The sequence below is a fragment of the Hallella mizrahii genome, assembly GCF_009695775.1.
Classification (GTDB): domain Bacteria; phylum Bacteroidota; class Bacteroidia; order Bacteroidales; family Bacteroidaceae; genus Prevotella; species Prevotella mizrahii.
Genome location: NZ_VUNG01000047.1, coordinates 1 through 24,244, shown reverse-complemented (window position 1 = coordinate 24,244; position 24,244 = coordinate 1). Strand labels below are relative to the sequence as shown.

General features: G+C 52.5%; 16 protein-coding genes and 1 tRNA gene. 4 read left to right on the top strand and 13 right to left on the bottom strand.

Annotated features, from left to right (window positions below):
- Nucleotides 1–1,126 precede the first annotated feature (1,126 nt).
- The 5 genes from FYJ73_RS13640 to FYJ73_RS13620 form a co-directional block, all read right to left on the bottom strand.
- On the bottom strand, nt 1,127–1,765 hold the full coding sequence (locus FYJ73_RS13640; RefSeq protein ID WP_154535278.1) for a BamJ family beta-barrel-assembly machinery protein: 639 nt from the start codon (nt 1,763–1,765) through the stop codon (nt 1,127–1,129).
- Nucleotides 1,766–1,783: 18 nt separating this feature from the next.
- Nucleotides 1,784–3,352, bottom strand: coding sequence for a glycine--tRNA ligase (locus FYJ73_RS13635; RefSeq protein WP_154535276.1), 1,569 nt, complete (start codon nt 3,350–3,352; stop codon nt 1,784–1,786).
- 139 nt (nt 3,353–3,491) lie between these two features.
- Nucleotides 3,492–3,573, bottom strand: a tRNA-Leu gene (locus tag FYJ73_RS13630).
- 79 nt (nt 3,574–3,652) lie between these two features.
- Complete coding sequence (locus FYJ73_RS13625; RefSeq protein ID WP_154535274.1) at nt 3,653–4,654, bottom strand: transposase; 1,002 nt, start codon at nt 4,652–4,654, stop codon at nt 3,653–3,655.
- A gap of 336 nt (nt 4,655–4,990) precedes the next feature.
- On the bottom strand, nt 4,991–6,004 hold the full coding sequence (locus FYJ73_RS13620) for an aspartate-semialdehyde dehydrogenase (RefSeq protein ID WP_154535273.1): 1,014 nt from the start codon (nt 6,002–6,004) through the stop codon (nt 4,991–4,993).
- A gap of 171 nt (nt 6,005–6,175) precedes the next feature.
- Here FYJ73_RS13620 and FYJ73_RS13615 point away from each other — a divergent pair, with 171 nt between their 5' ends.
- Together FYJ73_RS13615 and FYJ73_RS13610 are read left to right on the top strand one after the other, a co-directional pair.
- Complete coding sequence (locus tag FYJ73_RS13615) at nt 6,176–8,344, top strand: cation:proton antiporter domain-containing protein (protein ID WP_154535272.1); 2,169 nt, start codon at nt 6,176–6,178, stop codon at nt 8,342–8,344.
- A gap of 92 nt (nt 8,345–8,436) precedes the next feature.
- The gene (locus tag FYJ73_RS13610; protein WP_154535271.1) at nt 8,437–9,105 is read left to right on the top strand and encodes an ABC transporter ATP-binding protein; all 669 of its coding nucleotides are present in this window, start codon (nt 8,437–8,439) and stop codon (nt 9,103–9,105) included.
- A 350-nt stretch (nt 9,106–9,455) separates the two neighbouring features.
- On the opposite strand, the gene FYJ73_RS13605 is transcribed toward FYJ73_RS13610, so the two are convergent.
- The gene (locus FYJ73_RS13605; RefSeq protein WP_154535270.1) at nt 9,456–10,352 is read right to left on the bottom strand and encodes a CvfB family protein; all 897 of its coding nucleotides are present in this window, start codon (nt 10,350–10,352) and stop codon (nt 9,456–9,458) included.
- A 213-nt stretch (nt 10,353–10,565) separates the two neighbouring features.
- Between FYJ73_RS13605 and FYJ73_RS13600 the strand changes: the two genes are divergently transcribed.
- A complete protein-coding gene (locus FYJ73_RS13600; protein ID WP_154535269.1) occupies nt 10,566–10,688 on the top strand; it encodes an RNA-binding protein in 123 nt (40 codons plus the stop codon).
- Between the two features lie 310 nt (nt 10,689–10,998).
- A complete protein-coding gene (locus FYJ73_RS13595) occupies nt 10,999–12,159 on the top strand; it encodes an OmpA family protein (RefSeq protein WP_154535268.1) in 1,161 nt (386 codons plus the stop codon).
- Nucleotides 12,160–12,698: 539 nt separating this feature from the next.
- On the opposite strand, the gene mutL is transcribed toward FYJ73_RS13595, so the two are convergent.
- The 7 genes from mutL to FYJ73_RS13560 all read right to left on the bottom strand — a co-directional run bounded on the left by mutL (nt 12,699) and on the right by FYJ73_RS13560 (nt 24,133).
- Nucleotides 12,699–14,633, bottom strand: a complete 1,935-nt coding sequence (gene mutL, locus FYJ73_RS13590; protein ID WP_154535267.1) for a DNA mismatch repair endonuclease MutL — start codon at nt 14,631–14,633, stop codon at nt 12,699–12,701.
- A gap of 4 nt (nt 14,634–14,637) precedes the next feature.
- Entirely contained in the window at nt 14,638–14,964 is a 327-nt protein-coding gene (locus FYJ73_RS13585; protein WP_154535266.1) for a hypothetical protein, read from the bottom strand.
- Nucleotides 14,965–15,184: 220 nt separating this feature from the next.
- Nucleotides 15,185–16,972 carry an OstA-like protein gene (locus FYJ73_RS13580; protein ID WP_154535280.1) on the bottom strand — a complete coding sequence of 596 codons (1,788 nt, stop codon included), beginning with the start codon at nt 16,970–16,972 and terminating at the stop codon, nt 15,185–15,187.
- Complete coding sequence (locus FYJ73_RS13575; protein WP_154535265.1) at nt 16,969–18,429, bottom strand: peptidylprolyl isomerase; 1,461 nt, start codon at nt 18,427–18,429, stop codon at nt 16,969–16,971. The genes FYJ73_RS13580 and FYJ73_RS13575 overlap by 4 nt, the downstream gene beginning before the upstream one ends.
- Before the next feature lie 22 nt (nt 18,430–18,451).
- Nucleotides 18,452–19,882: a peptidylprolyl isomerase gene (locus FYJ73_RS13570; protein WP_154535264.1), complete on the bottom strand. Its 1,431-nt coding sequence runs from the start codon at nt 19,880–19,882 to the stop codon at nt 18,452–18,454.
- 12 nt (nt 19,883–19,894) lie between these two features.
- Complete coding sequence (guaB, locus tag FYJ73_RS13565) at nt 19,895–21,379, bottom strand: IMP dehydrogenase (protein ID WP_154535263.1); 1,485 nt, start codon at nt 21,377–21,379, stop codon at nt 19,895–19,897.
- A 213-nt stretch (nt 21,380–21,592) separates the two neighbouring features.
- Nucleotides 21,593–24,133, bottom strand: a complete 2,541-nt coding sequence (locus FYJ73_RS13560; RefSeq protein WP_154535262.1) for a family 43 glycosylhydrolase — start codon at nt 24,131–24,133, stop codon at nt 21,593–21,595.
- Between the last annotated feature and the right edge of the window lie 111 nt (nt 24,134–24,244).

Sequence of the window (24,244 nt, the reverse complement as noted above, 5' to 3'; positions counted from 1 at the left end):
GCAACAAAGCTAATCACTTTTTAGTGAAAATCGTAATGTTTGAGCGCTTTTTCAAATGCGTTCGAAGAACGCATCCCCCAGTTATATCGTGCCTTTGTTTTAAAGACCTCTAAAAGTTTGCTGCAAAGTTACACAGAATCCGCCAAATAACCAAAAAGCGATGTCCCATATACTGGAACACCGCCTTCGTTATATTTTTAATACCTATTTTCTATGCTATTCTCCTTCCAATCGCGTGGGGGAACTAAAGGCGCATGCCGTTGTTCTCTGCCCACATCCATGCGGCAGCACTTGCTGCACACATGATACTCATCATCAACATATACATCTTTTTACCTCGCTTTCTCATTATACTATAAACCAATCTTTCTTATTCAATCTTTTACCTTTTCTTCTTCCTTATCCTGAATCGTGTCACCCTGTCTGTCATCCTTACTTCTTCAATCTTTCTTCTCTACCTGAGGAACATCTACCTTACCTTCTTCTTCCTTACTAGCACCTATTTTCTTCTATGACTAATACCCTACTCTACTAATACCTTTCTGCATTTACTAATACCTTTCTTCTATCACTAACACCTATCACGTTTCCTGAATCAATCTTTCTTCTTACCTTTCCCAAAACTAATCTTCTACCTATTCGTACATCCTGAATCATCTTCTACCTGTCGTCCTGAATCATCTTCTACCTGCGTTCTCTCTATTTTCTCTACTAACGTCGCATCCTGACGAACTTCTTACCTTGTATATTTCTCTCAACTTTTCAAATATCTCTTGATGTCCTTGCGGCCATCCTTTTTTCCTTTTGACACTGCAAAGATAGGACGATTTTCGCAATGCCACAACGATTTCTCTATCGTTTTTATGCAAAAAGAGGGGATTTTTGACCTATATCAATAAAGTGTGTGCGCACACAACAACTTTTCAGTCCAGAAGCGCAGAGCAATCGTTTGCACAGCAGCCACCGAGGAAGATGATGCCAAGACCGCCATTGAAGACAACAGAAAAAGACCGGAACAAACAAAAAAGACCATGCCCCGATGCTCTCCGCAGCGTCCTACACCTTATTATATATATAGGACTCTAAGAAAAGCTTCGGGGCATGGCCCAGAAAAGATACTACCGGCCTACTTCCAGGCGGGGACTTTCTGTCCCTTGGGATAGAAGGCAGCCAGCTTGACGTCGAAGATCAGCGTGGAGTAGGCAGGAATCGTGCTCTGCGCCGTCTCGCCGTAGCCAAGGGTATAAGGGATATATACCTCCCAACGGTCACCGACATGCATGTTTTGCAAAGCTGTCGAGAAACCGTCAACAACAGCGCTGACAGCAAACTTTGTCGGCGTGGCCTCATCCATGGAAACGGCATGACCCAAAGAAGAGTCAAACTGATAGCCGTCGGGATAACTGGCAGAGGGGATCAGCCGACCGGTATAGTGTGTCCGCACGGTGTCGGTATAGATGGGGCTGACCGTTCCGGTTCCCGTCTCTTTGACGTGGACGATGATATAGTCGGTGTTCTTGGACTGCAATGAATCCTCAAGGCTCCAGTTCTTGATGATCTTCCAATTGGCGTTGCCAGCCTTGACGCTGTCCTGCGCCTTGGCGTAGAGAGCGTCCCAATAAGTCGTGTTCTTACTCTGCCAATCGTCAAACTCCGAGCCGGTATCGTCGCTCTCCGAACAGGCGGCAAGTAGCATGCTGCCTGCCACAACGGCAAGCAGAGCCCCACTCCATTTTCTGATGACACGCTTGATGCTGATGTTCATTCTTTACTTTTTGTGTGATTACTTGTCAAGACCCTCAATCTCCTTGCTGAGTTTCTTCAGCACACTGGTGATGCTCACGCGGTCCTCAATGATCTCGCGTAGCTTCTCCACGGGCACACGCTCCTGCTCCATCGAGTCGCGATAGCGCAGGGTGACGGTGTTGTCCTCCAGGGTCTGTCCGTCAACGGTGACGCAGAATGGTGTGCCGATGGCATCCTGGCGGCGATAACGCTTGCCGATAGAGTCCTTAGCTTCGATATGTGTGGTGAAGTGGAACTTCAGGTCGTTGACAATCTCCTGTGCCTTCTCGGGCAGACCGTCCTTGTTGACAAGCGGCAGCACGGCGCACTTGATAGGGGCCAAAGCCTCGGGCAGGTGCAGCACGACACGGCTGGAACCATTCTCAAGCTTCTCCTCCTCGTAAGAGTGGCACATGACGCTGAGGAACATACGGTCAACGCCGATAGAGGTCTCCACGTCGTAGGGTACGTAGCTCTCATTGGTGTCGGGATCGAAGTAGCGCATCTTTGTGCCGCTGAACTTCTCGTGCTGGCTCAGGTCGTAGTTGGTACGGCTGTGGATACCCTCGACCTCCTTGAAGCCGAACGGCATCTTGAACTCGATGTCAGTGGCAGCGTTGGCGTAGAAGGCAAGTTTCTCGTGGTCGTGGTAACGATAGTTGTCGTTGCCCATGCCCAGAGCCTCGTGCCAGGCCAGACGGGCTTTCTTCCAATATTCAAACCACTTCATCTCGGTGCCGGGCTGGCAGAAGAACTGCATTTCCATCTGCTCGAACTCGCGCATACGGAAGACAAACTGACGGGCTACGATCTCGTTGCGGAAAGCCTTACCGATCTGTGCGATACCGAACGGCAGCTTCTGACGCGTGGTCTTCTGCACGTTGAGGAAGTTGACAAAGATACCCTGGGCTGTCTCCGGACGGAGGTAGACCTTGCTTGTGGCACCGGCTGTGGAACCGAACTCTGTGGAGAACATCAAGTTGAACTGACGCACGTCGGTCCAGTTCTTCGTACCACTGATAGGATCTACGATACCCTCGTCAAGGATGATCTGCTTGAGCTCCTCGAGGTTGGGTCCCTGCATAGCCTCGGTGTAGCGGGCATGGAGGTCATCACGCTTCTTCTGATGCTCAAGGACACGCGGATTGGTCTCGCGGAACTTCTTCTCGTCGAAGGCATCGCCGAACTTCTTGGCAGCTTTCTTCACCTCCTTGTCGATCTTCTCCTCATACTTGGCGATCTGATCCTCGATTAGCACATCAGCACGATAGCGCTTCTTCGAGTCGCGGTTGTCGATGAGCGGGTCGTTGAAAGCGTCGACATGACCACTGGCCTTCCATACGGTCGGGTTCATGAAGATGGCAGCGTCAATGCCCACGATATTGTTGTGAAGAAGCACCATGCTGTCCCACCAGTACTTCTTGATATTGTTTTTCAATTCTACACCGTTTGGTCCGTAATCATAGACGGCTGCGAGTCCGTCAGGATAGATGTCTGAACTGGGGAATACGAAACCATATTCCTTGCAATGACTCACAATCTTCTTGAAAACATCTTCTTGTGCCATAATTCTATTACTTTCTAATAAATTATACTTTCGTGCAAAGTTACTGCTTTTTCTTCAAAATACTCTTTCCAAGAGCGTTAAATATCAGGAAAAGGAAAAAATCCTAACCAGCGAACGCCGGTTAGGATTTCTTCACTTGTGCGCCTGACAGGACTCGAACCTGCACTGCGTGAGCAACTAGATCCTAAGTCTAGCGCGTCTACCAATTCCGCCACAGGCGCATGAAAATAATCGTAGTGGATGCAAAGATACACATTTTTTTCTATATAACAAGAAGAAGCCACAGAAAAGTGATAAGCGTTAACACTCGCTGAGAGCTTTGGCCATCTCGTTCAGGCTTAGGCACTGGTCACGCCGAATCGTCGTACGGGCGTTGTGATGCTCCCATGGGGCCAGCAACAGCAGGCGGCCTTCGGCACAAGCTTGCATCGAGCGGCCTGTGGGCTTGGAGTAGTCAGTGAAGCCATTCTCACGTAGATGAATGAGCGAACAGCCCTGGAGAAACAGGCTACGCATGATGGTCTTTTCGCCCGGCGAGATGCTCGGAGAGATGAAGACTACGCCACGCGCTGCATCCTTCAGGCACTGCTGACGCTGCGCTTCGATCTGCTCAGCCGTGAGACGGCGCGAGCACTGCACTACTTTCTTCTCGGGATAGTCGAGGAGAAAGCGGTTGCCGATGGCAGAAAAGCTGTAGCCGGCATATTCGAAGTTGTGCTGCACACGGAAGAGGTCACGGTGCTCACGCTTCATCATCAGGCGGTAAGGGTTGTCGTGAAGATAGCGGCGCCACCGCTCCATCTGCCCTTCATCATTCAGCAGACGGTCGTTGTAGCCAAGTTGCCAGAGCATATTACCGTCTTTGTGGCGCTGTTCCTTGGGATTCACCTCTTCGTGGAGAATGATACGGCGAAAGGCTGCGTTGCACGATTTCTTAAAGCCGCCGACAACATTGCCAAGATGCCGCGCCATCCTCTCATGGACAAAGAGAATGCCATGCAGGTGGTCGGGCATGAGCTGGAAGTCGACAATGGAGATCTCAGGCACGAAGTCAGGGATATGCCGCCATGCATCCAAGACGGCGAGGCCTAAAGGACTGGGAACAATATGAGGATAGTCGAGGGTATAGCGCGAAGCCGTCGTGTGACCCACTACCTCGCCAAGCCATGGGTAGCGGTTGACGGTGGTCACTGTCAGCAAGTAGATGCGGCGCGCGTGATAGTCGTTGAAGGGGGCGCGCAGCATGGAAGGCTTCAGAGGACCGGCAAAAGGCTTGTGCCGTAGGTATTGTTCCTCATTCATAGGCAGGGGGATTATAGGATAACAAAAGGAGGACTGGAATCACAAAGGGAGGACTTGTATCACAAAGGGAGGACTTCGCCACAGGCGAAGCAAACACAACGACTCACGCGAAGAAACAGCAACTCAAGAGCAGAGGCAGAGCAGCTAAGGAGCCAAAGGGCAGAGCCGGAAGGCAGGAAGTCGCCGGGGAACCAAGGGCAGAACAGAAAGGCAGGGGGCTGCTCTTTTTGCGTTAGCGGTTCGGTTTGCCTTGGCTGTGCCAAGGCCCGGTTGCTTGCCCGGTCGCTGTCACCGCTCCCGAGCTCTGGCTCGCCCCCTGCTTCCCGTCTCTGCTTCTTACTTCACGTTGTCCTCTTTGATAAGATACTCGGCGATCTGCACAGCATTGAGGGCTGCGCCTTTTCGGATCTGGTCGCCAGTGAGCCAGAGTGTGTTGCTGTTATCGTCGGCGAGATCCTTGCGGATACGACCCACGTAGACATCATCTTTGCCAGCACTCTCCAGCGGCATGGGGTATACATAGTTCTGAGGATCGTCGACGACGGTAACGCCGGGAGCATCCTTCAGAGCCTCACGGATCTCTTCAACACTCAGCGGCTTCTCGGTTTCAAACCACACGCTCTCGGAATGCGAGCGGAGCGAGCTCACACGCACACATGTTGCAGAGGTGCGTACATCGGAGTGCATGATCTTGCGAGTCTCGTTGTACATTTTCATCTCCTCTTTGGTGTAGTCGTTGGGTGTCATCTTGTCGATCTGCGGAATGACATTATAGGCCAGCTGATGGGGGAACTTGTTGATGGTCGTCACATGTCCCTGCTCTACCATCTCCTTGTATTGCTGTTCCAGTTCCTTCATAGCTGCGGCACCGGCACCGGAAGCACTCTGATAGCTGGCGATATGGATCTTCTTGATATGAGACAGTTTCTCAATAGGCTCCAGCACGACGACCATCATGATCGTTGTACAGTTAGGGTTGGCGATGATGCCGCGTGGGCGCTTGAGCGCATCAGGTGCGTTAACCTCAGGCACTACCAATGGCACGTCGTCATCCATACGGAATGCGCTGGAGTTGTCGATCATCACAGCGCCATACTTCGTGATGGTTTCCGCAAACTCCTTACTCGTACCGGCGCCGGCAGATGTAAAGGCGATGTCCACACCCTTGAAGTCATCGTTGTGCTGCAAAAGTTTCACCTCATAGTCCTTGCCTTTGAAGTTGTAAAGGCGGCCGGCACTACGTGTAGAGCCGAACAGCACAAGGTCATCTACAGGGAAATCACGCTCAGCGAGAATACGCAGGAGTTCCTGCCCCACTGCGCCACTGGCACCGACAATAGCTACTCTCATAATCTATTCCTTTCTCTTTAATTTATTAAATTTAATACAGACATCTTGCAGAAAATGTATTGCAAAAGTACAACTTTTCAATCAATTAGACGAACAATATGTAATATTTTTCAGTGTTTGAAAAATAATTGCTACCTTTGCGCAAGAATTATGTAGGAATATAGAAGATCTATGCTCAACATTGCGTCATACTTCCCCATCACCAACCCCACGTTGATTTTCTTCGTGGTATTGCTCATCATTCTGTTGGCCCCAATCATCATGGGCAAGTTGCGCATCCCACACATCATCGGTATGGTGCTGGCAGGTGTGCTTGTTGGTCAGTATGGTTTGGACATTCTCTCCCGCGATGCCTCCTTTGAGCTTTTCGGACGTGTAGGTCTTTACTACATCATGTTTCTGGCTTCTCTGGAGATGGACCTCGACGGTTTGCAACGCAACAAATACCGTGCACTGGTCTTCGGCCTGCTGACCTTTGCCATTCCCTTTGTGATGAACTATTTCACCGGTATCGGCCTGTTAGGTTATACGACGGGAGCCGCTCTACTGTTGGCCTGTATCATGTCATCACACACACTGATCTCCTACCCCATCGTCAGCCGCTATGGCTTGCAGCGCAAGCCGAGCGTTGTCATCAGCGTAGGTGCCACCATGGTGAGTCTGCTCTTGGCCCTTATCGTACTGGCCGTCATCGTAGCCTCCCATCAGGGTGGCGGTGGCATTGCCTTCTGGAGTTTCTTTATCTTAAAGATGGCACTCTACTGCGCCGACCTGTTTTACGCCGTACCCCGGCTGACGCGATGGTTTCTTCGTCGGTACAGCGATGCCGTCATGCAGTTCATCTTTGTCATGGCCATGCTCTTCCTCATGGCGGCACTTGCTGAGCTCATCGGATTGGAGGGCATCTTCGGTGCTTTCTTCGCCGGTCTCATCCTCAACCGCTACATCCCCCAACTTTCGCCACTGATGAACCGCATTGAGTTCATCGGCAACGCACTGTTCATCCCTTATTTTCTTATTGGCGTAGGCATGCTCATCAATGTGCGTCTGCTCTTTGCCGGTGGGAATATCATCTGGGTCGTGGCATGCTTTGTCGTCATCGGCACGCTGAGCAAGGCCGTTGCCGCCTATCTTTCCGGCATTCTCTTCCGTCTGCCACTGTCGTCAGCGCACATGATGTTCGGTCTTTCATCAGCTCATGCAGCCGGAGCCATTGCCATAGTGATGGTAGGCATGGGATTAAAGACAGCAGAGGGCCGTCCCCTTGTCGATGAGCAGATGCTCAACGGAGTAGTCATCATGATCCTCTTCACCTGTATCATCTCTTCGATTGTCACCGACCGTTCCGCACAGCGCATCATCGTCCGAGACAAAGAGGTGGCGCACGATGAGGAAGCCCCCACGACTGTGGAGAACATTCTCGTACCAGTGAAATATCCTGAGTATGCCAACCGCCTCGTCGACTTGGCACTGATGATGCGGTCAGCGAAGCGTCCACAGGGTATTGTGGCACTGAACGTCGTGTATGATGACATTAACATCCGCAAGAACCAGGAAGCCGGGCAACGGCTGCTGGACCAGGTCAGCCACTACGCCGCAGGTTCCGATGTCCACCTACAGACCCAGGTACGCATTGCCGCCAACATCGCCAACGGTATCAAACACGCCTTCAAAGAGTTTCAGGCCTCAGAGGTCCTCATCGGTATGCACACCCACGCCAACGTCAGTCCTAAGTTTTGGGGCGAGTTCCACCAGAGTCTGTTCAACGGTCTGAGCCGTCAGATCATCATGGCACGTCTCAACCATCCTATCGCTACGCTACGCCGTATACAGGTTGCCGTACCCTCCCGTGCACAATATGAGCCAGGCTTCTACCGTTGGCTGGAGCGACTTGCTCGACTGTCAGAGAATCTGGAGTGTCGCATTGTCTTTTACGGACGAAAGGACACGTTGCAGATGATCAACGAATATGTCAAAAACCGCCATGCCTCGTTGCGTGCCACCTATATAGAGATGGAGCACTGGAACGAGATGCCTAAGCTTGCCGCTACTATCGCCGACGATCATCTCTTCGTCGTTGTCACCGCCCGCAAGGGTACTGTGTCATTCAAAGCTGCTCAGGAGCGGCTTCCAGAAGAGCTCACGAAATACTTCAAAGGCAAGAACCTGATGATCATCTTCCCCGACCAGTATGGCGACGACAAGATGCGCATGACCTTCGCCCAGCCACAGCACACTGAGGAGACCTCAGCCTACGCTGCCCTGCGCGACTGGATGAAAAACAAATCGCTATTACCGACAAGTCTCACAGAGAAGAGAGACAAGAAGAATAGAAAATAATCACTGGACATCTTTGCCCTTTCAAAAGATTATTAGTATTTTTGCACAGACTATATATTCAAGTTACTTAAGGTTAGAAAATCCATACGATCATGATAGACGTTAAAGGCATTACCAAGTCATTCGGCAAGCTACAGGTACTTAAAGGCATTGACCTGCATATCAACAAAGGTGAGGTAGTCAGCATCGTCGGCCCATCAGGAGCCGGCAAGACCACCCTACTGCAAATCATCGGCACACTCGACAAGCCCGACAGCGGCACTGTCGTCATCGACGGTGTGGACGTGGGGAAACTCTCAACCAACAAACTCGCCGATTTCCGCAACGAGCACATCGGCTTCGTGTTTCAGTTCCACCAGCTTCTGCCGGAGTTCACAGCACTGGAAAACGTGATGATCCCAGCCTTCATCAACGGCAAGGGACGCAGAGAAGCAAAGCAGCGCGCCATGGAATTGCTTGACTTCATGGGACTCGCTGACCGCGCCGGACATAAGCCCAACGAGCTCTCCGGTGGTGAGAAACAGCGCGTCGCCGTAGCACGAGCCCTTGTCAACCATCCTGCCGTCATCCTCGCCGACGAACCCTCCGGCAGCCTCGACTCCAAGAACAAGGCCGAGCTCCACCAGCTCTTTTTCGACCTGCGCGACAAGTTCGGTCAGACCTTTGTCATCGTCACCCACGACGAGCACCTCGCCTCCATCACCGACCGCACTATCCACATGGTCGACGGACAACTCGACAACGAGAATACCATGGAATAGCTTTCACGTGCCACCCCTCGTATCTTGCACCGAAAGATACTATAATTTATTGAATCTCACACAGACACACAGATCCACGAAAGAACTTAAATTCCAAGACACAGAGAAGGCTACACCTTAAAGAGAGCATAGAGAGAATCCGACGGGAGAGCAGAGAGAGACTGGAAGAAACGAACAAGAAATTCGATGTTTGCCCGCTCTATAGACTCGATATGGTGAAACCATCTCTGTGAGCTATATAGCCATCTCTTTGAGCTATATATAATAATAAGGTGTCGACCTCTGTGTCTCAGTGTAAGATAAAGCATGCCACCCTGTGAATGGATAAGGGAAGGCATAAACAATAGTTACTACCCCTTCTTAGTGAGCTCGAGCCCATTGTCGCTAATGGTGATCAGCTGTTTCTTGTAGAGGTCACCTACAGCCTTCTTAAATACCTTCTTGCTCACTTGAAACTCTCGCTTGATGTCATCGGGGGTGCTTTTGTCGCTGAAGGGGCAATGGCCGTCGTGAGCCTTGATCCATTCGAGCAGTGTCTCAGCGAAGTCAAGGGTCTGCCGTCGTCCTAACGGTTGCAATGATACATCGATCTTTCCGTCCTCACGCACATTCAGTATGTAGCCTTTTACCCTGTCACCCGTATGGATATACTGGAAGACCTGATCCTTATAGACCAGTCCTGCATAGCGGTTGTTGATGATCACCTTAAAGCCTAATTCGGTCTTCTGCCACACAAGCAGATCTACCTCTACGCCCTTATGCAGTCCACCGTCATTATCCTGGCGCACGTCGTGGAGCCAGCGATCCACCTTTGCCGTGGCAGCCACGCGATAACTGTCCTTGTCGACATAGACATACACGATATAGCTCTCCCCGATCTCCATGCGGCGTTTCTGCTCACGGAAGGGGCAGAAGAGGTCCTTCATCAGTCCCCAGTCGAGAAAGGCACCGTACTCATTGACCCACGAGCATTTCAGATAGGCAAAGTCACCGACCTTCGCCAACGGCTTCTCGGTGGTGGCGATGAGCCGTTCATCCTGGTCGAGATAGACAAAACAGTGCACATCACTGCCTGCCTTCACGTGCTCGGGCACGTATTTCTGCGGCATGAGTATCTCGCCCTCCTTACCACCATCAAGGAAAATGCCGAAAGACTCCTTTCCGCCATAGGCATGAGGGTTAGGGCGCTCAGCCACACGCGTCATCTTCAGCGTATTATAGTTTCCAATCTTGATTTCTGTTTCCATCATCATTATGAGTGTTATGCTTGCTTTTGCTTATTTGCAAAGGTAATGCAAAGTTTTGGAAAAAGCAACGATGAACGTAAGGAATTTCCCTCACACCTCACAATGCTCTTGTTTAAATTAGTTTAAACAGTACTAGACCCTTTTGCGGTAAAAGGTATTTTTTATACTTTTGCACCCGAAAATATAATTCACAACATAAAATCGTTTGCAATTATGGGAGCAGCAGGAAACAAAAAGCCTAAGAAGGCAAAGACTGCCAAGCACGCACCCCGCTACGAGATGGAGGACAGTATGTCCTCAAGCTTGACAAAAGGAAAGAAGAAGTGCCTGCACTAAACCTCGCACTCCACTTCCTAAAAAGATCCGGTATCATACATAGATGCCGGATCTTTTTCACTCTATGAAGAAATATACGTATACCATTCTCAGATTGCTTATACCATTATTATATAGAGGGCTAACTACAAAAAAGACATTGTTACATAGACATCTACACAGAAAAAACAGCTAAAACAAAAAAAACAAAGAAAAAACACCAACATAAGAAAAAAAGTATTAACTTTGCATCAAAAGTAAACATCAAAAAGCATTTAAACAGATCGATATAGTAGGAATACCAAATCAATTAATTTAAATAGTTAAGATTATGAGAAAATTATTCATCGCATTGGCTTTTGCAGGTTTCGCTATGAGCATGAATGCTCAGGAAACAGTTCCTGTACAACAGTACAGCGTGGCTACCAACTCCTTCTGGAGCAATTGGTTTGTTCAGGCTGGCGTGGACTGGAGCGCTTGGTACAGCAATGAAGAGCACGGTCTGGGGCTCTCCCACAGTCCGTTTAAGAAGTTCCGCAGCAACCCGGGTGCTTCTGTCGCTATCGGTAAGTGGTTCACACCGGGCCTCGGACTCCGCACCAAGCTGCAAGGTATCTGGGGCAAGGCTGTCACTGACGACAACAACGCCGGCAATGGCATGAAGTACTGGACACTGAACGAGCAGGTGATGCTGAACATGAGCAACCTACTTTTCGGCTACAACCCCAACCGTGTGTGGAATGTGATTCCCTTCGCCGGTGGCGGTTTCTCCCGCAACTGCAGTGCCAACAAATACGCTATGCAGCTGAGCGTAGGCTTGCAGTCGTCTTGGCGCTTGAGCGACAAGACAAGCATCTATGTGGAAGGTGGCTGGAACCGTATGGAGGAAGACTTCGACGGCTACACCACCAACCCAGCCTTCTATAGCAAGGAGCAGAGTAAGCGCGGCTGGGGAAGCAAGGACAATCACCTCTATGCCGAGGTGGGTCTGACCTTTAAACTCGGCAAGGCAAAGTGGAACAAGGTGCCTGACGTGGACGCTATCAATGCCATGCGCCAGAGCGAGGCCGATGCCATGCGGGCTCAGCTCGACGACGCTAACGCTGAGAACGCACGCCTGCAGAAGCTGCTCAGCGAGAAAGCCAATACGCCAGCCCCTGTGAAGCCATTTGTCACGACACCAGTGTCGGTGTTCTTTAACATCAACAGCAGCGAGATCGCCTCGCAGAAGGATCTGGTCAACGTCAAGGCACTCGCACAGTATGCTAAGGACAACGGCTGCAAGATCAACGTCACCGGTTATGCTGACAGTGCCACGGGGGCTGCCGAGATCAACCAGAAGCTCTCGGAGAAGCGTGCCGCTACCGTCGCTGACGAACTCGTGAAGATGGGTGTGGACCGCGCCAACATCAATACTGTCGGTAAGGGTGGCAACAACGACCTGTCTCCTGTTTCCTTCAACCGCCGCGTTATTGTGCAGGTGGCTGAGTAGGCCCTTCCCTAGAGCCCTTCCCTAGCCCTCCCCAAGGGGAGGGAATGGAGAAACCCACAAGGACGGGCAGGAAGCTTTAGGGATGCTTGAGAGGCTTTAGAACAAGGCTAAGGCTCTTAGTAAAGACAAAAAAAATAACCGAATATCGGGAATGTTCCTGATATTCGGTTTTTTGTTTATAGACTTCGTATATATTCTTTATATTCGGTTATCTTCTTAATTCCATCGAAGATGGAGCGTTAAAAACAAAAAAGATAGTTCTGTGGACTCTGTATGGCAAAGCCATCTCTGTGAGAACTATATATATAATAAGGAGTCAATCTCCGTGGCTTTGCGTGTGAGAAATTACTTTCAAGGGGGATAGGGCGGCCACGATGGGCCACCCCTACACTGTCACCCTTGCGCACGATTGGGTATTGTCGATTGTGATGTCACCCTTGCATACGAATGGGGTATTGTCATTCCCTCCCCTTGGGGAGGGCTAGAGAAGGGCTCCATTCCCTCCCCTTGGGGAGGGTTAGGGAAGGGCTTTACTTCCCTTATTCCCCCAGCATCAGCTCGATCTCCTGCTGCTTGAGGATGCAGAGAATCTTATGGCCGTCGGGCGTGTAGTTGACATTACCGCAGAGGAAGAGGCTGTTGACGATATTCTCCATCTCTTCGTTCTGTAGCACCTGACCGTATGGAATCGCGGCGGCACGTGCCATCGTCAATGCCAGTTGATCATTGACCTTCTGCAAAGCCTCATCACCCGTAGCATGAACACCGTCAAGCATGTCGTGAAGCAGATCCATCACGTTGATGCCGTCCAATCCTTCCGGCATGGCATTGACCGACCAAGTATTTCCCCCAAGGCTTGTGAGTTCAAAGCCCATCGCCTGCAACTCCGGCATGACCTGCCCCAAGGTCACCTGCTGCTGTGCCGTGAGCTGCAGCGACTCAGGGAAGAGCACCTTCTGTGCCCGCATTTTCTTTGCCTCCAGCTGTTTCTGATACTTTTCAAAGAGGATGCGGATATGCGCCCTGTGCTGATCCACGATCATCAGTCCCGACTTGACGGCAGTCATGATATACTTCCCCTTATACTGATAGTGTGAGGGAGCCTTTTCCTCGAGCACCTGCTTGGCACCAGTTGCAGCACTCTTCTCCTGAGGGAAGAGATTCTCAGGCTCAGAAGACGGCACATCGTTGAAAGACGATGACGAGGCACCGCTCATCAGCGCATCGAAGTCTGCAAACGCCGATGTCGTGCCGCCCATGCGGGAGGCGTGGAAGCCTTCAGAGCCCATCTGAGAAGCATGAAAGCTCTCTGAGCCCATACGGGAAGGATGGAAGGCACCAGAACCGGCAGAGGAAGGAGCCGGTGCCGTGAAAGGATTGTATTGCGGGTCGAAGTCCACCTTCGGCATAGAAGCCCCATTGTCGGGATCAAAGACAGGAATGTCGGGTTTGCCCTCCGTGTCGAAGTCCAGCGTGGTAGCATTGCTGAAGATGCCCACAGCATCCTTGACAGCAGCGTTGAGGATCTGCCACACCGCCTGCTCGTTTTCAAACTTTATCTCAGTCTTCGTCGGATGGATGTTGACATCGATATCTTTCGGCGAGATATCGAAATAGAGGAAGAAAGGTACCTGCTCACCTTGAGGGATCAGGCGGTCAAAGGCCGCCATCACCGCTTTGGCAAAATAAGGATGGCGCATATAGCGTCCGTTGACAAAGAAATACTGATGTGCGTTTTTCTTTTTTGCCGACTCCGGCTTGCCCACAAAGCCATGGATGCCACAGAGCGACGTCTCCACCTTCACGGGCAGGAGATCCTGGTTGAGACGGTTGCCAAAGACGTCGACGATGCGCTGGCGCAGCCCGCAGGCACGCAGGTTGAGCAATTCCGTGTCGTTGCTGTGCAGACGGAAGACGATGTCGGGATAGACCAGCACGATGCGCTGGAACGCCGTCAGGATATTGTTAAGTTCAGTATTGTTGGACTTGAGAAACTTGCGTCGGGCAGGCACGTTGAAGAAGAGGTTCTCCACCATGAAGTTAGAACCCTCGGGACAGGCACACGGCTCCTGCCCCGTCACCTTGCCACCGGCGATGGACAGATGCGTACCGATGTCCTCACCCCGTTGCCGCGTCTTCAGCTCCACCTGCGCAACGGCAGCGATCGACGGCAGAGCCTCGCCTCGGAATCCCATGGTGTGGAGATCGAAGAGATCGTCGGCCTTGCGGATCTTCGACGTGGCATGGCGCTCAAAGGCCAGGCGCGCGTCGGTCTCGGACATGCCTTTGCCGTCGTCGATAACTTGAATGGAAGTACGTCCGGCATCGACAACGGCGACATCGATGTGCTTGGCACCGGCGTCGACAGCGTTTTCGACGAGTTCCTTGATGACAGAGGCGGGGCGCTGGATGACCTCGCCGGCCGCAATCTGGTTGGCTACGGAGTCTGGAAGAAGTTGGATAATATCACTCATAACGTCATAACATCAAAACAAACAAAACGACACACAGGAGGATGAGCACGATCAGCAACAGATGGCCCGAGAACAAGCCCGGCCGGCGACGGCGCACACGGCTGTCGGCGGAAAGGAAGGTACCCCGCAGAACCTCGGGACGGAAACGGCGCAGTGCCTCTGCGTCATCATCTGTTGAGCACTCCGCTGCCCTACCCTCCTTGGGCAGTTGACCTTCAGCAGCCAGTTCTTCACGGGCGTGCTCCTCCAACTGTCGCAGACGCTCCCTCCGCTCATCGTAGTAGATGAACGTATGATGGAAGGGACGGGGGCGACGGGAAGTGAAGAACATAAGCCGATATGATTAAGACCGATCGTTACTATATTATTTATTGCTCACGCAAAGACATAGAGTCACGGAGCAGCTCAGCATTCCTCAAAATGGCGAAGCTATCTCTGTGAGCTATAATAATAAGGAGTTGCTCCGCGTTTCTCTGTGGCTCCGTGGCTCTGTGTGAGGGAAGAATGGGTATTGCCATTCCCTCCCCTTGGGGAGGGCTAGGGAAGGGCTCCTATCGCTTACGTGCTGTCTTCTTCGGTGGTGGCACTTGATGACTCTTCGCCCCGGCAGCAGCCGGCGCAGGCGCTTCCGCCTTTTCCGAAACGGCATGATTGCCGAGCTGCTGGATCGGCGCGGCATGGCGCTTGATGTGTTTCAGCTCCGTACCCGAAGCCTTGGGTTTCCAGATAAACACATCGTCCTTGTTCTTCGGCCGTATATCGTCAAACCACGCAAAGACATCGAGTTTGTCCTTGCCAGGAGGAATCTGTGTCATCGGATAGAGTGTCCCCTGGGCTTTCGGCATCCAGATACGTTCGAGCTTGCGCTGGTCGTTGACAAAAGAGCGCATGGTATCGGTCTCGATATAGTTGAGTCCGATCAGCGTGCTGTCCTTGTCATCGACGGGGTAGAAGATGGCCCGCACGTTGCCCACAGCATCGCTTCGCCGGATCTTGCCACCGAGGAAATAGGCAAACATATTGGTGGAGGACACCTGGTTGTAGTGTATGGAGTCCTGCATGAGTTCGATAGAGAGTGCTTGGCCGAGGACATGAGCCTCCCGGATCGTGGTGTCGTTCATAAACGTCAGGATCTTCTCGCCCAAGAGCTGCCGTTGCCCGTTCCAGAGTATAGGATCACGATACATCGTCATGCACGAGTCCTTGGAGTTGAAGACCAGGGAGTCGCACACAGCCTGCGCGTCGTTGCGGAAGATACGTACCCGAGGATAGCAATGCACCTTGCGGTAGGCCGAGTCGGTGTTGATATGGAAGGTCTCCACGCGCATCGTGTCGCCATGCATCCACAGCGTGTCGGGACGGGAGTAGTCCATGACGAGGGCACGCCCCGTGGCGAAGCCTCGCCCGGTCTTCTCGTTGTAGACGACGAGGTGAGCGGTGAGCTGATTCTTGTTGCGCTTGTCGACATACACCACATTTCCCCGCCCATAGTTGCGTCCGGTCTTGCTATTATAGAATAAGGTGTCGGCAGTGATGGTCTTCTCCTTGTTGACAACCGTCGAGCGACCATAGAGGTCAGCCTTATCCGTTTTGGTATTGAAGTAAGCGTCGGTGGTGGTGATCACGTTCTGCCCGTTGACGATGCGTGAGGCACGTGGCGTACCCTGCCCCTTGTTGGGGGTGTACTGTCCGACGACATGTGCCCGCGAAGTGCGGGTGTCGTAATAGAGCGTATCGGTGGAGACACGTGTCTTGGGCGTATGGAGCTGCACATCGTAGTAAAAGACCGCCTGCTTGGTCTGAGTGTTGTACTCTCCCCAGTCAGAACTGAGCTTGCTCGATCCGTCGATGAGTCGTCCGCCACGAAAGAAATACGCGTTGTTGTAGAGCCGGTCGTAGTTGAGCGAGTCGGTGTATAATGTCTGTCGGGCATGATGGAGCACGACATTGTTGCGTGCCTCCATGAGCTGCTCCTCACCGTCGTACCATGCACGCTGACAGGTGAGCGTGATATTGTCCTGCGGCTGACGGAAATGCACATGTCCCATGGCCCGTACAGAGTTTGTCGTCTGGTAGAAATAAGCCGAGTCGCACGTCAGCGTGGCTCCCCGGTGCCGGAAGTGTACATGTCCCTTGACGATCTGCGCGTCGGGATTAGGCCCGTACATGTCGAACTTCAACTCATCGGCATGTACGAGATAGACTCTGTCGTCCACCGCCTTGCGTTTGCGTGGTGCTGCAAAGGCGGTCAGCATACAAAGTGCAAAGAGGCATAGAGCCGTAAGGGAAACGGCTCCATGCCTATATGATAAGTGTTGGAAAAATCTGCGGAACGTCATCTGATCCATCCCTGATATTGAAATTTACAATCTTTATAGCGGTCGTTGACTCTGACATAGGTATGCTTGATCTTGTCGACGACCCAGTCATTGAGCACCTTCTCCCGCTCTTTGGCCAGAACGACATCCTTCATCACCTGGAAGTCTTCTGTGATGGTGGCACGGTGTCCGTCCACCCGACTCTTGAGTTTGATGATGCACGCCACGGTCTTGTTCTTGCTGTTGATACGTGTGAAGGGCGCGGAGATCTCACCGACCTTCATCGTGTCGACGACACGTGCGATCTCTGTGGGCAGTTCCTTCATCTGGAAGCGCGAGGTCATGCCGTCGGCAGTGCTGTTGGACATGAGCCCCTGGTTGTTTTTGGTGTCCTTGTCATCAGAGATATAGGAGGCACCGGCCTCAAAGGTAAACTTGTTGGCAAGGATGTCGGTGCGAATGGAGTCGAGGCGGTGCTCGGCGGCATCGATCTCGTCCTGCGACACCTTAGGTCTGAGCAGGATGTGGCGCACATTGATCTTGTCGCCACGCTTGTCAATGAGCTGAATGATGTGATAGCCGAATTCCGACTCCACGATCTTCGACACCTTCTTAGGATCTGTCAGGTTGAAAGCGACTTGAGCAAAGGCAGGATCCAGCATGCCACGGCCCATGAAGCCCAGCTCACCACCCTGACGGGCAGAGCCCGGATCCTCGGAATAGAGACGTGCCAGAGTGGAGAAGCTTGTCTCACCATTGTTGACGCGCTCGGTGAAACCACGAAGCTCGTCTTTGACACGGTTGATCTCGCTCTGCTTGATCTTCGGAGAGACCTGTATCACCTGTACCTCCACCTCTGTGGGCACATAAGGCAGACTGTCTTGAGGCACTTTGCGGAAATAGCTGCGCACGTCGGCTGGAGAGACCTTGACATCTTCGACGAGTTTCTGTTTCATCTTCTGGATGAGCTGCTGGTTCTTAAACTCATCGTGCATGTCGTTGCGGATCTCATTGATGGACTCCTTGCGGTACTCTTCGAGTTTCTCCTGGCTGCCCGCGATCTCTATCCAGCGGTTGAGCTGTTGCTGCACACCGGCAGCGATCTCAGACTCACTGACTTCAATGGAGTCGATCTCGGCCTGATGGAGGAAGAGTTTCTGCACGGCGAGCTGTTCGGGAATGGCACAGTCGGGATTGCCTCCCCACGTCATACCTTCCTGCTGCCCCTGCATACGCATCATCTCCACATCGGACTTGAGGATGGGCTCATCACCCACTACCCACACGACTTCGTCGATGACACTGCTTTCGGGAATAGGAGTCTCTTCCTTGCCCGTACTGTCATGTGACGTAGAATCTGAAGCGCCACGACTCCAAGAGCCCGACAGACCGGGCACTGTGGTCATGGCCGAAAGAGAGGCCGCAGCCAACAAGAGTGCTGCGACAATGGGAATATGACGCTGATTGATGATTTTCATATTGCTTTTTCTGATCTGTTTCTTACTTGACCGTGTCGACGACAGCCTCGTTGACGGTAACAGGATACTTGCGGCGGAGCTGCTCTACCCACTCTTTCTCCAAGGCATCCTGATAATCAGCCACGACGAGCTCACGCACGTCGTCCATCTCTTTGGGTGCCTTCAGCTTCTTGCCGTACACAGCCATATAGGGATAGTCCTTGACAGGTTTGGCGATCGTGTCCTTGCCGAAGACTTCTTTGTCCACTAAAGCATTGTCGCCCATGCGGAAGATGCCTTTCTCCACACGGATACGCAACACGGAGTCGGCGTTGAAAGTGGTGCGAAGCTTCTCTGCCCACTGGCTGAAGGGCAACTTCTTCACGGTGTTCTTCACATTAGCTATATCCTCCTGCGCCCGCGTGCAATAGGCGATGCCCTTGAAGCGGGGCGCGTCCCAACGGTAGCGCTTACGGTTTTTGCGGAAGTACTGCTCCAAGCCAGCCTCATCGTTCTTGGCTTTCTCCCATACCACGCTGTCGGCAATGGCAAAGAGCAACAGGCCATCGTGATATTCTTGGATGAGATACTTCAGATTAGGATCTTGCTTCTCCATCTCTTTCCGCTTAGCCGCCAACACAGCGTCGGGAGTGGTATGGTGCTCTTTGGCCAGTGTGTCGAGTTTCTGATTGATGATCTGCTCACGCAAGTTGCGCTGGTCGATGAACCGGAGAATGTCAGCGCGCTGGCTGTCGTAAGAGAAGAACAGCTGATGGCCTTGCCGCAAAATGATATGCCAGCCGGCCGGTGAGAGGAAAGGCTTGCTCATCTGGCCGTCTTTCAAGCTCCACGCCTGATTCTCAAATTCCTGGAAGGTCTGTCCCTTGACAATCCAAGGCAACTGTCCTCCCTCACTGGCTGAACCGGGATCCTGAGATACTTTGCGCGCCAACGCGGCAAAGTCAGCTCCCTGCTGCAAAGCGGTATAGACCGAGTCGATACGCTGTTTGGCCACCTTCTCCTCATCGGGTGTAGCCTTTTGCTTCATGGCGATGAGGATATGCGACACACGCACCATGCCGCCGTTGCCGTCGATGCGCTGACGGGTCTCCTCGTAAATCTTACGGGCCTCAGCCTCTATGTCCGTACTGTCGATCATTGCCGGACGGATCTGCTGGTCGCGATAACAGGCAAACTCCTTTTGATAAGACGACAACGTGTCGAGATGTGCATCCTTGGCAGCCTCCACCTTCAACTTATAGTTGACAAACAGTGGCACGTAGTCGCGCACACTCTTGCGGTCGAGCACACCATTGGTGTTATTCTTTTTATAGGAATACGCAAACTCAGAGCGAAGAACCGGATGACCGTTGATGGTCATGATGACGGGATCGTCGCTCTGAGCAAAAGAGAGGGTGCCACACAGCAGCATGGCGCCCACAAAGAGATGTTTCCTTGAAAGAAAATTGTTCATGCAAAGTAATGATTACTCAGGGCGTGAGTAGTTCGGTGCCTCACTCGTGATCGTGATATCGTGAGGATGGCTCTCAAGCACACCAGCATTGGTGATGCGGGTGAACTTAGCGTCGTGCAGGCGTACGATGTCAGGAGCACCACAATAGCCCATACCAGAGCGCAGGCCACCGACAAGCTGATAGATCACCTCCTGTACGGTGCCCTTGTAAGGCACACGGCCGGCAATACCCTCCGGCACAAGCTTCTTGGCATCGCGGATGTCGTTTTGGAAATAGCGGTCACGGGAACCGTTCTTCTGCTCCATGGCTTCCAAAGAGCCCATGCCACGATAACTCTTGAACTTACGACCGTTGAAGATAATCGTCTCACCAGGACTCTCCTCGGTGCCGGCAACAAGTGAACCGATCATGACACTGTTGCCACCGGCAGCCAATGCCTTGACGATATCACCCGAATAGCGCAGGCCACCGTCAGCGATCAAAGGCACGTCTGTACCCTTCAATGCGGAGTAGACATCATAGACAGCACTCAGCTGAGGCACACCGACACCGGCAACAACACGCGTGGTGCAGATAGAACCCGGACCGATACCCACCTTGACAGCGTCTGCGCCATTGTCAACGAGATACTTGGCGGCCTCGCCAGTAGCAATATTGCCGACGATAACATCCAAGTTAGGGAAGGCAGCCTTCACATCATGGAGCTTACCCACCACTCCCTTGGAGTGGCCATGAGCGGTATCAATGACAATGGCATCAACACCAGCCTCTACCAAGGCCTGTGCACGGTCGAGCGTATCAACAGTGACACCGACACCAGCAGCAACACGCAGACGGCCCTTGTCGTCCTTGCAGGCCATCGGCTTGTCCTTGGCCTTCGTGATATCCTTATAAGTGATCAGACCCACGAGATGGTTGGCATTGTCAACCACGGGGAGTTTCTCTATTTTGTTTTCCTGAAGAATCTGTGCAGCAGCGGACAGATCTGTGCGCTGGTGTGTAGTGACCAGATTCTCTGATGTCATCACGTCGTCAACGAGTTTATCCATGTGACGCTCGAAACGGAGATCGCGGTTAGTGACAATACCCACGAGGTGGTTTTCTTCATCAACCACAGGAATGCCGCCGATATGATAGTCGTGCATCATATCCAAAGCATCCTTGACGGTGCGGCCGCGACGAATCGTGATCGGGTCATAGATCATACCGTTCTCTGCACGCTTGACGATGGCCACCTGACGAGCCTGCTCTTCGATAGACATATTCTTATGAATGACACCGATACCACCCTCCCGTGCGATGGCAATGGCCATCGACGACTCGGTCACCGTGTCCATAGCGGCCGTGACGAAAGGAACGTTGAGTTCGATGTGACGTGAAAACTTGGTTTTCAACGACACTTCCTTAGGAAGCACTTCTGAATAAGCAGGAATCAACAGGACATCATCAAATGTGAGTCCGTCCATCACAATTTTATCTGCAACAAATGATGACATAAAACGATTTTTAGAAATTTATTGCGTGCAAATTTACCAATAATTTTCCACATAGCGTAGCTCTTACTGTCTTTTTCTTAAGGCTTTAATGCTATTTAACGCCCATTTTCCGTAGTGGTGAAGGCTGTGGTTTCATGAGAACAAAAGCCCCCGACCGTCAAGGATGCTGCACGGCCGGGGGAGAAGATCGAAAACAAGGAAAAGAAAAGCGGACTATCTCACTTGCTTGACAACCCTGACGGAGCCGTCGGACAAGTGCTGGCGAGCGACCGTCACGCCCTGAGGAAGAAGACCACCCAGGCGTCGCCCACTCAGATCGTAATACTCACTGGTCACCACCCGGGAATGGGAATCGAGGGCGATCTGCCCTACTGCCGTGACAGGCGTCGATCCGTCGTTGCTGACAAACACGTCACCGATGTAGAGCGGGCCACTGCCATTAGTCCAGAAGCCGGCAATAAAGATATGACTGGGATCGACCGCCACGCCTTTCTCGTTGGTCATCTGATGCAAGTCGATCACCACCTTTTGTTTGCCAGTGAGCTCGACGATGGCCGGATTGGTCCAATAATTATTCTGGTCGAAAAGGCGGAACGAAGAAAAGACAGCAGCTGGCTGTTTCAGCTCCACCACTACATATTTATAAGCACTCAGGTCGAGGGGCGCGGCATACTGCCAGCCACCAAAGCCATAGGTGCCCGTCAGGAGATAGCCGTCGCTGCTGCGGAACGTGCCTTTCTCCCAGATGCTGGGATTGAACTTACCATCGACGAGTGGGAAATGCGTCACCTTGACGTTAATGTCAAGCGTGAGGCTGTTGCCAAAGACGTCGGTGTAGGTCACGCTGACGGTGGCCTCGCCGGGTGTGGTGCCTGCGACGATGGCCCCCTGCTCCACGCTGGCCACTTCGGGACGGGAGCTTCTGATCACGCAACTGCCCACCACATTGGTTTGCAGGCCAGAGGCGGAAACGAGCGTGACGTTGAGTGTCTGCCGCTCGCCGGGCAACAGTGTCAAGCGCGTGGTGTCGACACGAAGGTCCGCCATGGTCAGGTCGGCTTTGCTGAATGTCTTCAGGGTGCCGGGAGCATAGAAAGCGTCCTCGGAGAAAGTGGGCTCTGTGGAGAACCAGTCAATATCCACATGTCCTCCATTGGCTTTTGTGGCCTGGTTGAAGAGGTAGAAGCGGTTGCCGACGAACACCTTGAGCGTGTAGCGCATCTTCAGCGTGGGACCAAAGGCGTGCCACGTGGCGTTGTCGGTACTGTAGTAGAACGTTGCCGTGGCGTTGCCGAAATTGGCACGGGCCCGCAGATAGACCACGTCGGCACTGATCTCAGGTCCTTCCTGCCGCTCTTCGGCAACGGTCCGGCCATTGTCGTCGTAAGCCGAGTGCATGGCGACAAGATGACGTTTGCCGTTGGAGGCAGCAATGCCAATGTAGGCATACGGGTCCTGGAAGACGGCCAGTCCGGCCACATCACCGTCGGCCATGCCACTGACATCGATCTTGACCGTGCCATAGCTGTCAGCCACCTGCCGGGCGGCCGTGCCCTCAGCGGCTGTACCGAGGATGCGTGTGGTGAGTGAGTTGCGGGTCTGCATGAGGTCGGAGGTGACGCCTGTGGTACGAAGCCGCAACCAGCCCGGTCGCTCAAACAGACTCCATGCCGTGGGATCGGCGTTGTGGTTCCATTCCCACATCTTGCCGAGAGAAGCCCCCGTGAAGGTCTCATTGGCCGTCAGCGTTGCAGCAGGATAAGCCTGTCCCACATTGGGTTTGGGATAGGCTTTTCCATCCTTGGACACGTCGACGCCGTCGTTGCCGATCACGGGCCAGCCGTCTCTCCACACCACGGGTTCGAGATAAGGCACACGTCCGATGGCACCGGCATCCTTGAAGAGAATGGTCCACCACTCACCGGTCTGTGTCTGTACCAAAGCGCCCTGATGGATATGCTGATGGGCGAAGACACGTGTAGGATGCTCTTCGTAGGGACCCATCGGCGCTTTGGAGCGGAAGATGGTCTGTGAGCCCTCGGTACCGCCATAGGTCGCATAGATATAGTAATAGTCTCCGATATGGTACATATGACTGCCCTCACAGCCATTGCCCACACTAATGACCTTCTTGCTCTCCTGTGCCTTGAAATCAGAGGAGAGGCGCGTGACGGTGATGTCACCGATGCCGCTGGCTACATAGATGTTGCCGTCGCCATCCGGACCATCGTCGAAGAGAAAGCCCGAATCGTAGTAGAAGCCATCGAGCTTCTTCATCTGCCACACTCCCTCGGGATCTGTGGCGGTGAGCATGAAGTCGCCACCGTCATCGCCAAAGGCAATGAAGTTGAGAAAAAATTTTCCGTCGTGGTATTTCAGGCTCGGTGCCCACTGGCCCTGACTGTAATGATTCTTACCGTTGAGCAGGTTGTAGGCATCGGAATTGTTGATTTGCAGTAACGGATTGGCACAGTACTGCCAGTTGACCAGGTCGTGGGACTTGAGCAACGTGATACCCGGGAAATGGAACATGGTCGTGGAGGCATAATAATAGGTGTCGCCCACGCGGATCACATCGGGATCGGGGAAGTCGGCATTGATAATCGGATTGACAAAAGTGCCATCGCCGCGGTCAGCGGTATAGCCCTGGGTGTAAGCGGGCATGGCATAGTCGCGACGGGCATAATCGCGATACCACTGGAAGCAGGCCTCTCCACACGCCTCAGCGACCCCCTGAAATAAAGAAACCTCCATTTGAGACACTATACAATTTGGCCCTTGCTTTGCCGTTTCTGGCTTAACAATGGCTTTCTTTCGTAGAAAGCCCGTTTAAGTTTCCCCTTGTTTTAGTCTCTGTATAATTAT

What these genes read in the sequence shown, in the direction of transcription:
- FYJ73_RS13640 (WP_154535278.1), bottom strand. Translation starts at nt 1,765, where the DNA reads ATGAACATCAGCATCAAGCGTGTCATCAGAAAATGGAGTGGGGCTCTG.
- FYJ73_RS13635 (WP_154535276.1), bottom strand. Translation starts at nt 3,352, where the DNA reads ATGGCACAAGAAGATGTTTTCAAGAAGATTGTGAGTCATTGCAAGGAA.
- FYJ73_RS13625 (WP_154535274.1), bottom strand. Translation starts at nt 4,654, where the DNA reads ATGAATGAGGAACAATACCTACGGCACAAGCCTTTTGCCGGTCCTCTG.
- FYJ73_RS13620 (WP_154535273.1), bottom strand. Translation starts at nt 6,004, where the DNA reads ATGAGAGTAGCTATTGTCGGTGCCAGTGGCGCAGTGGGGCAGGAACTC.
- FYJ73_RS13615 (WP_154535272.1), top strand. Translation starts at nt 6,176, where the DNA reads ATGCTCAACATTGCGTCATACTTCCCCATCACCAACCCCACGTTGATT.
- FYJ73_RS13610 (WP_154535271.1), top strand. Translation starts at nt 8,437, where the DNA reads ATGATAGACGTTAAAGGCATTACCAAGTCATTCGGCAAGCTACAGGTA.
- FYJ73_RS13605 (WP_154535270.1), bottom strand. Translation starts at nt 10,352, where the DNA reads ATGGAAACAGAAATCAAGATTGGAAACTATAATACGCTGAAGATGACG.
- FYJ73_RS13600 (WP_154535269.1), top strand. Translation starts at nt 10,566, where the DNA reads ATGGGAGCAGCAGGAAACAAAAAGCCTAAGAAGGCAAAGACTGCCAAG.
- FYJ73_RS13595 (WP_154535268.1), top strand. Translation starts at nt 10,999, where the DNA reads ATGAGAAAATTATTCATCGCATTGGCTTTTGCAGGTTTCGCTATGAGC.
- mutL (WP_154535267.1), bottom strand. Translation starts at nt 14,633, where the DNA reads ATGAGTGATATTATCCAACTTCTTCCAGACTCCGTAGCCAACCAGATT.
- FYJ73_RS13585 (WP_154535266.1), bottom strand. Translation starts at nt 14,964, where the DNA reads ATGTTCTTCACTTCCCGTCGCCCCCGTCCCTTCCATCATACGTTCATC.
- FYJ73_RS13580 (WP_154535280.1), bottom strand. Translation starts at nt 16,972, where the DNA reads ATGACGTTCCGCAGATTTTTCCAACACTTATCATATAGGCATGGAGCC.
- FYJ73_RS13575 (WP_154535265.1), bottom strand. Translation starts at nt 18,429, where the DNA reads ATGAAAATCATCAATCAGCGTCATATTCCCATTGTCGCAGCACTCTTG.
- FYJ73_RS13570 (WP_154535264.1), bottom strand. Translation starts at nt 19,882, where the DNA reads ATGAACAATTTTCTTTCAAGGAAACATCTCTTTGTGGGCGCCATGCTG.
- guaB (WP_154535263.1), bottom strand. Translation starts at nt 21,379, where the DNA reads ATGTCATCATTTGTTGCAGATAAAATTGTGATGGACGGACTCACATTT.
- FYJ73_RS13560 (WP_154535262.1), bottom strand. Translation starts at nt 24,133, where the DNA reads ATGGAGGTTTCTTTATTTCAGGGGGTCGCTGAGGCGTGTGGAGAGGCC.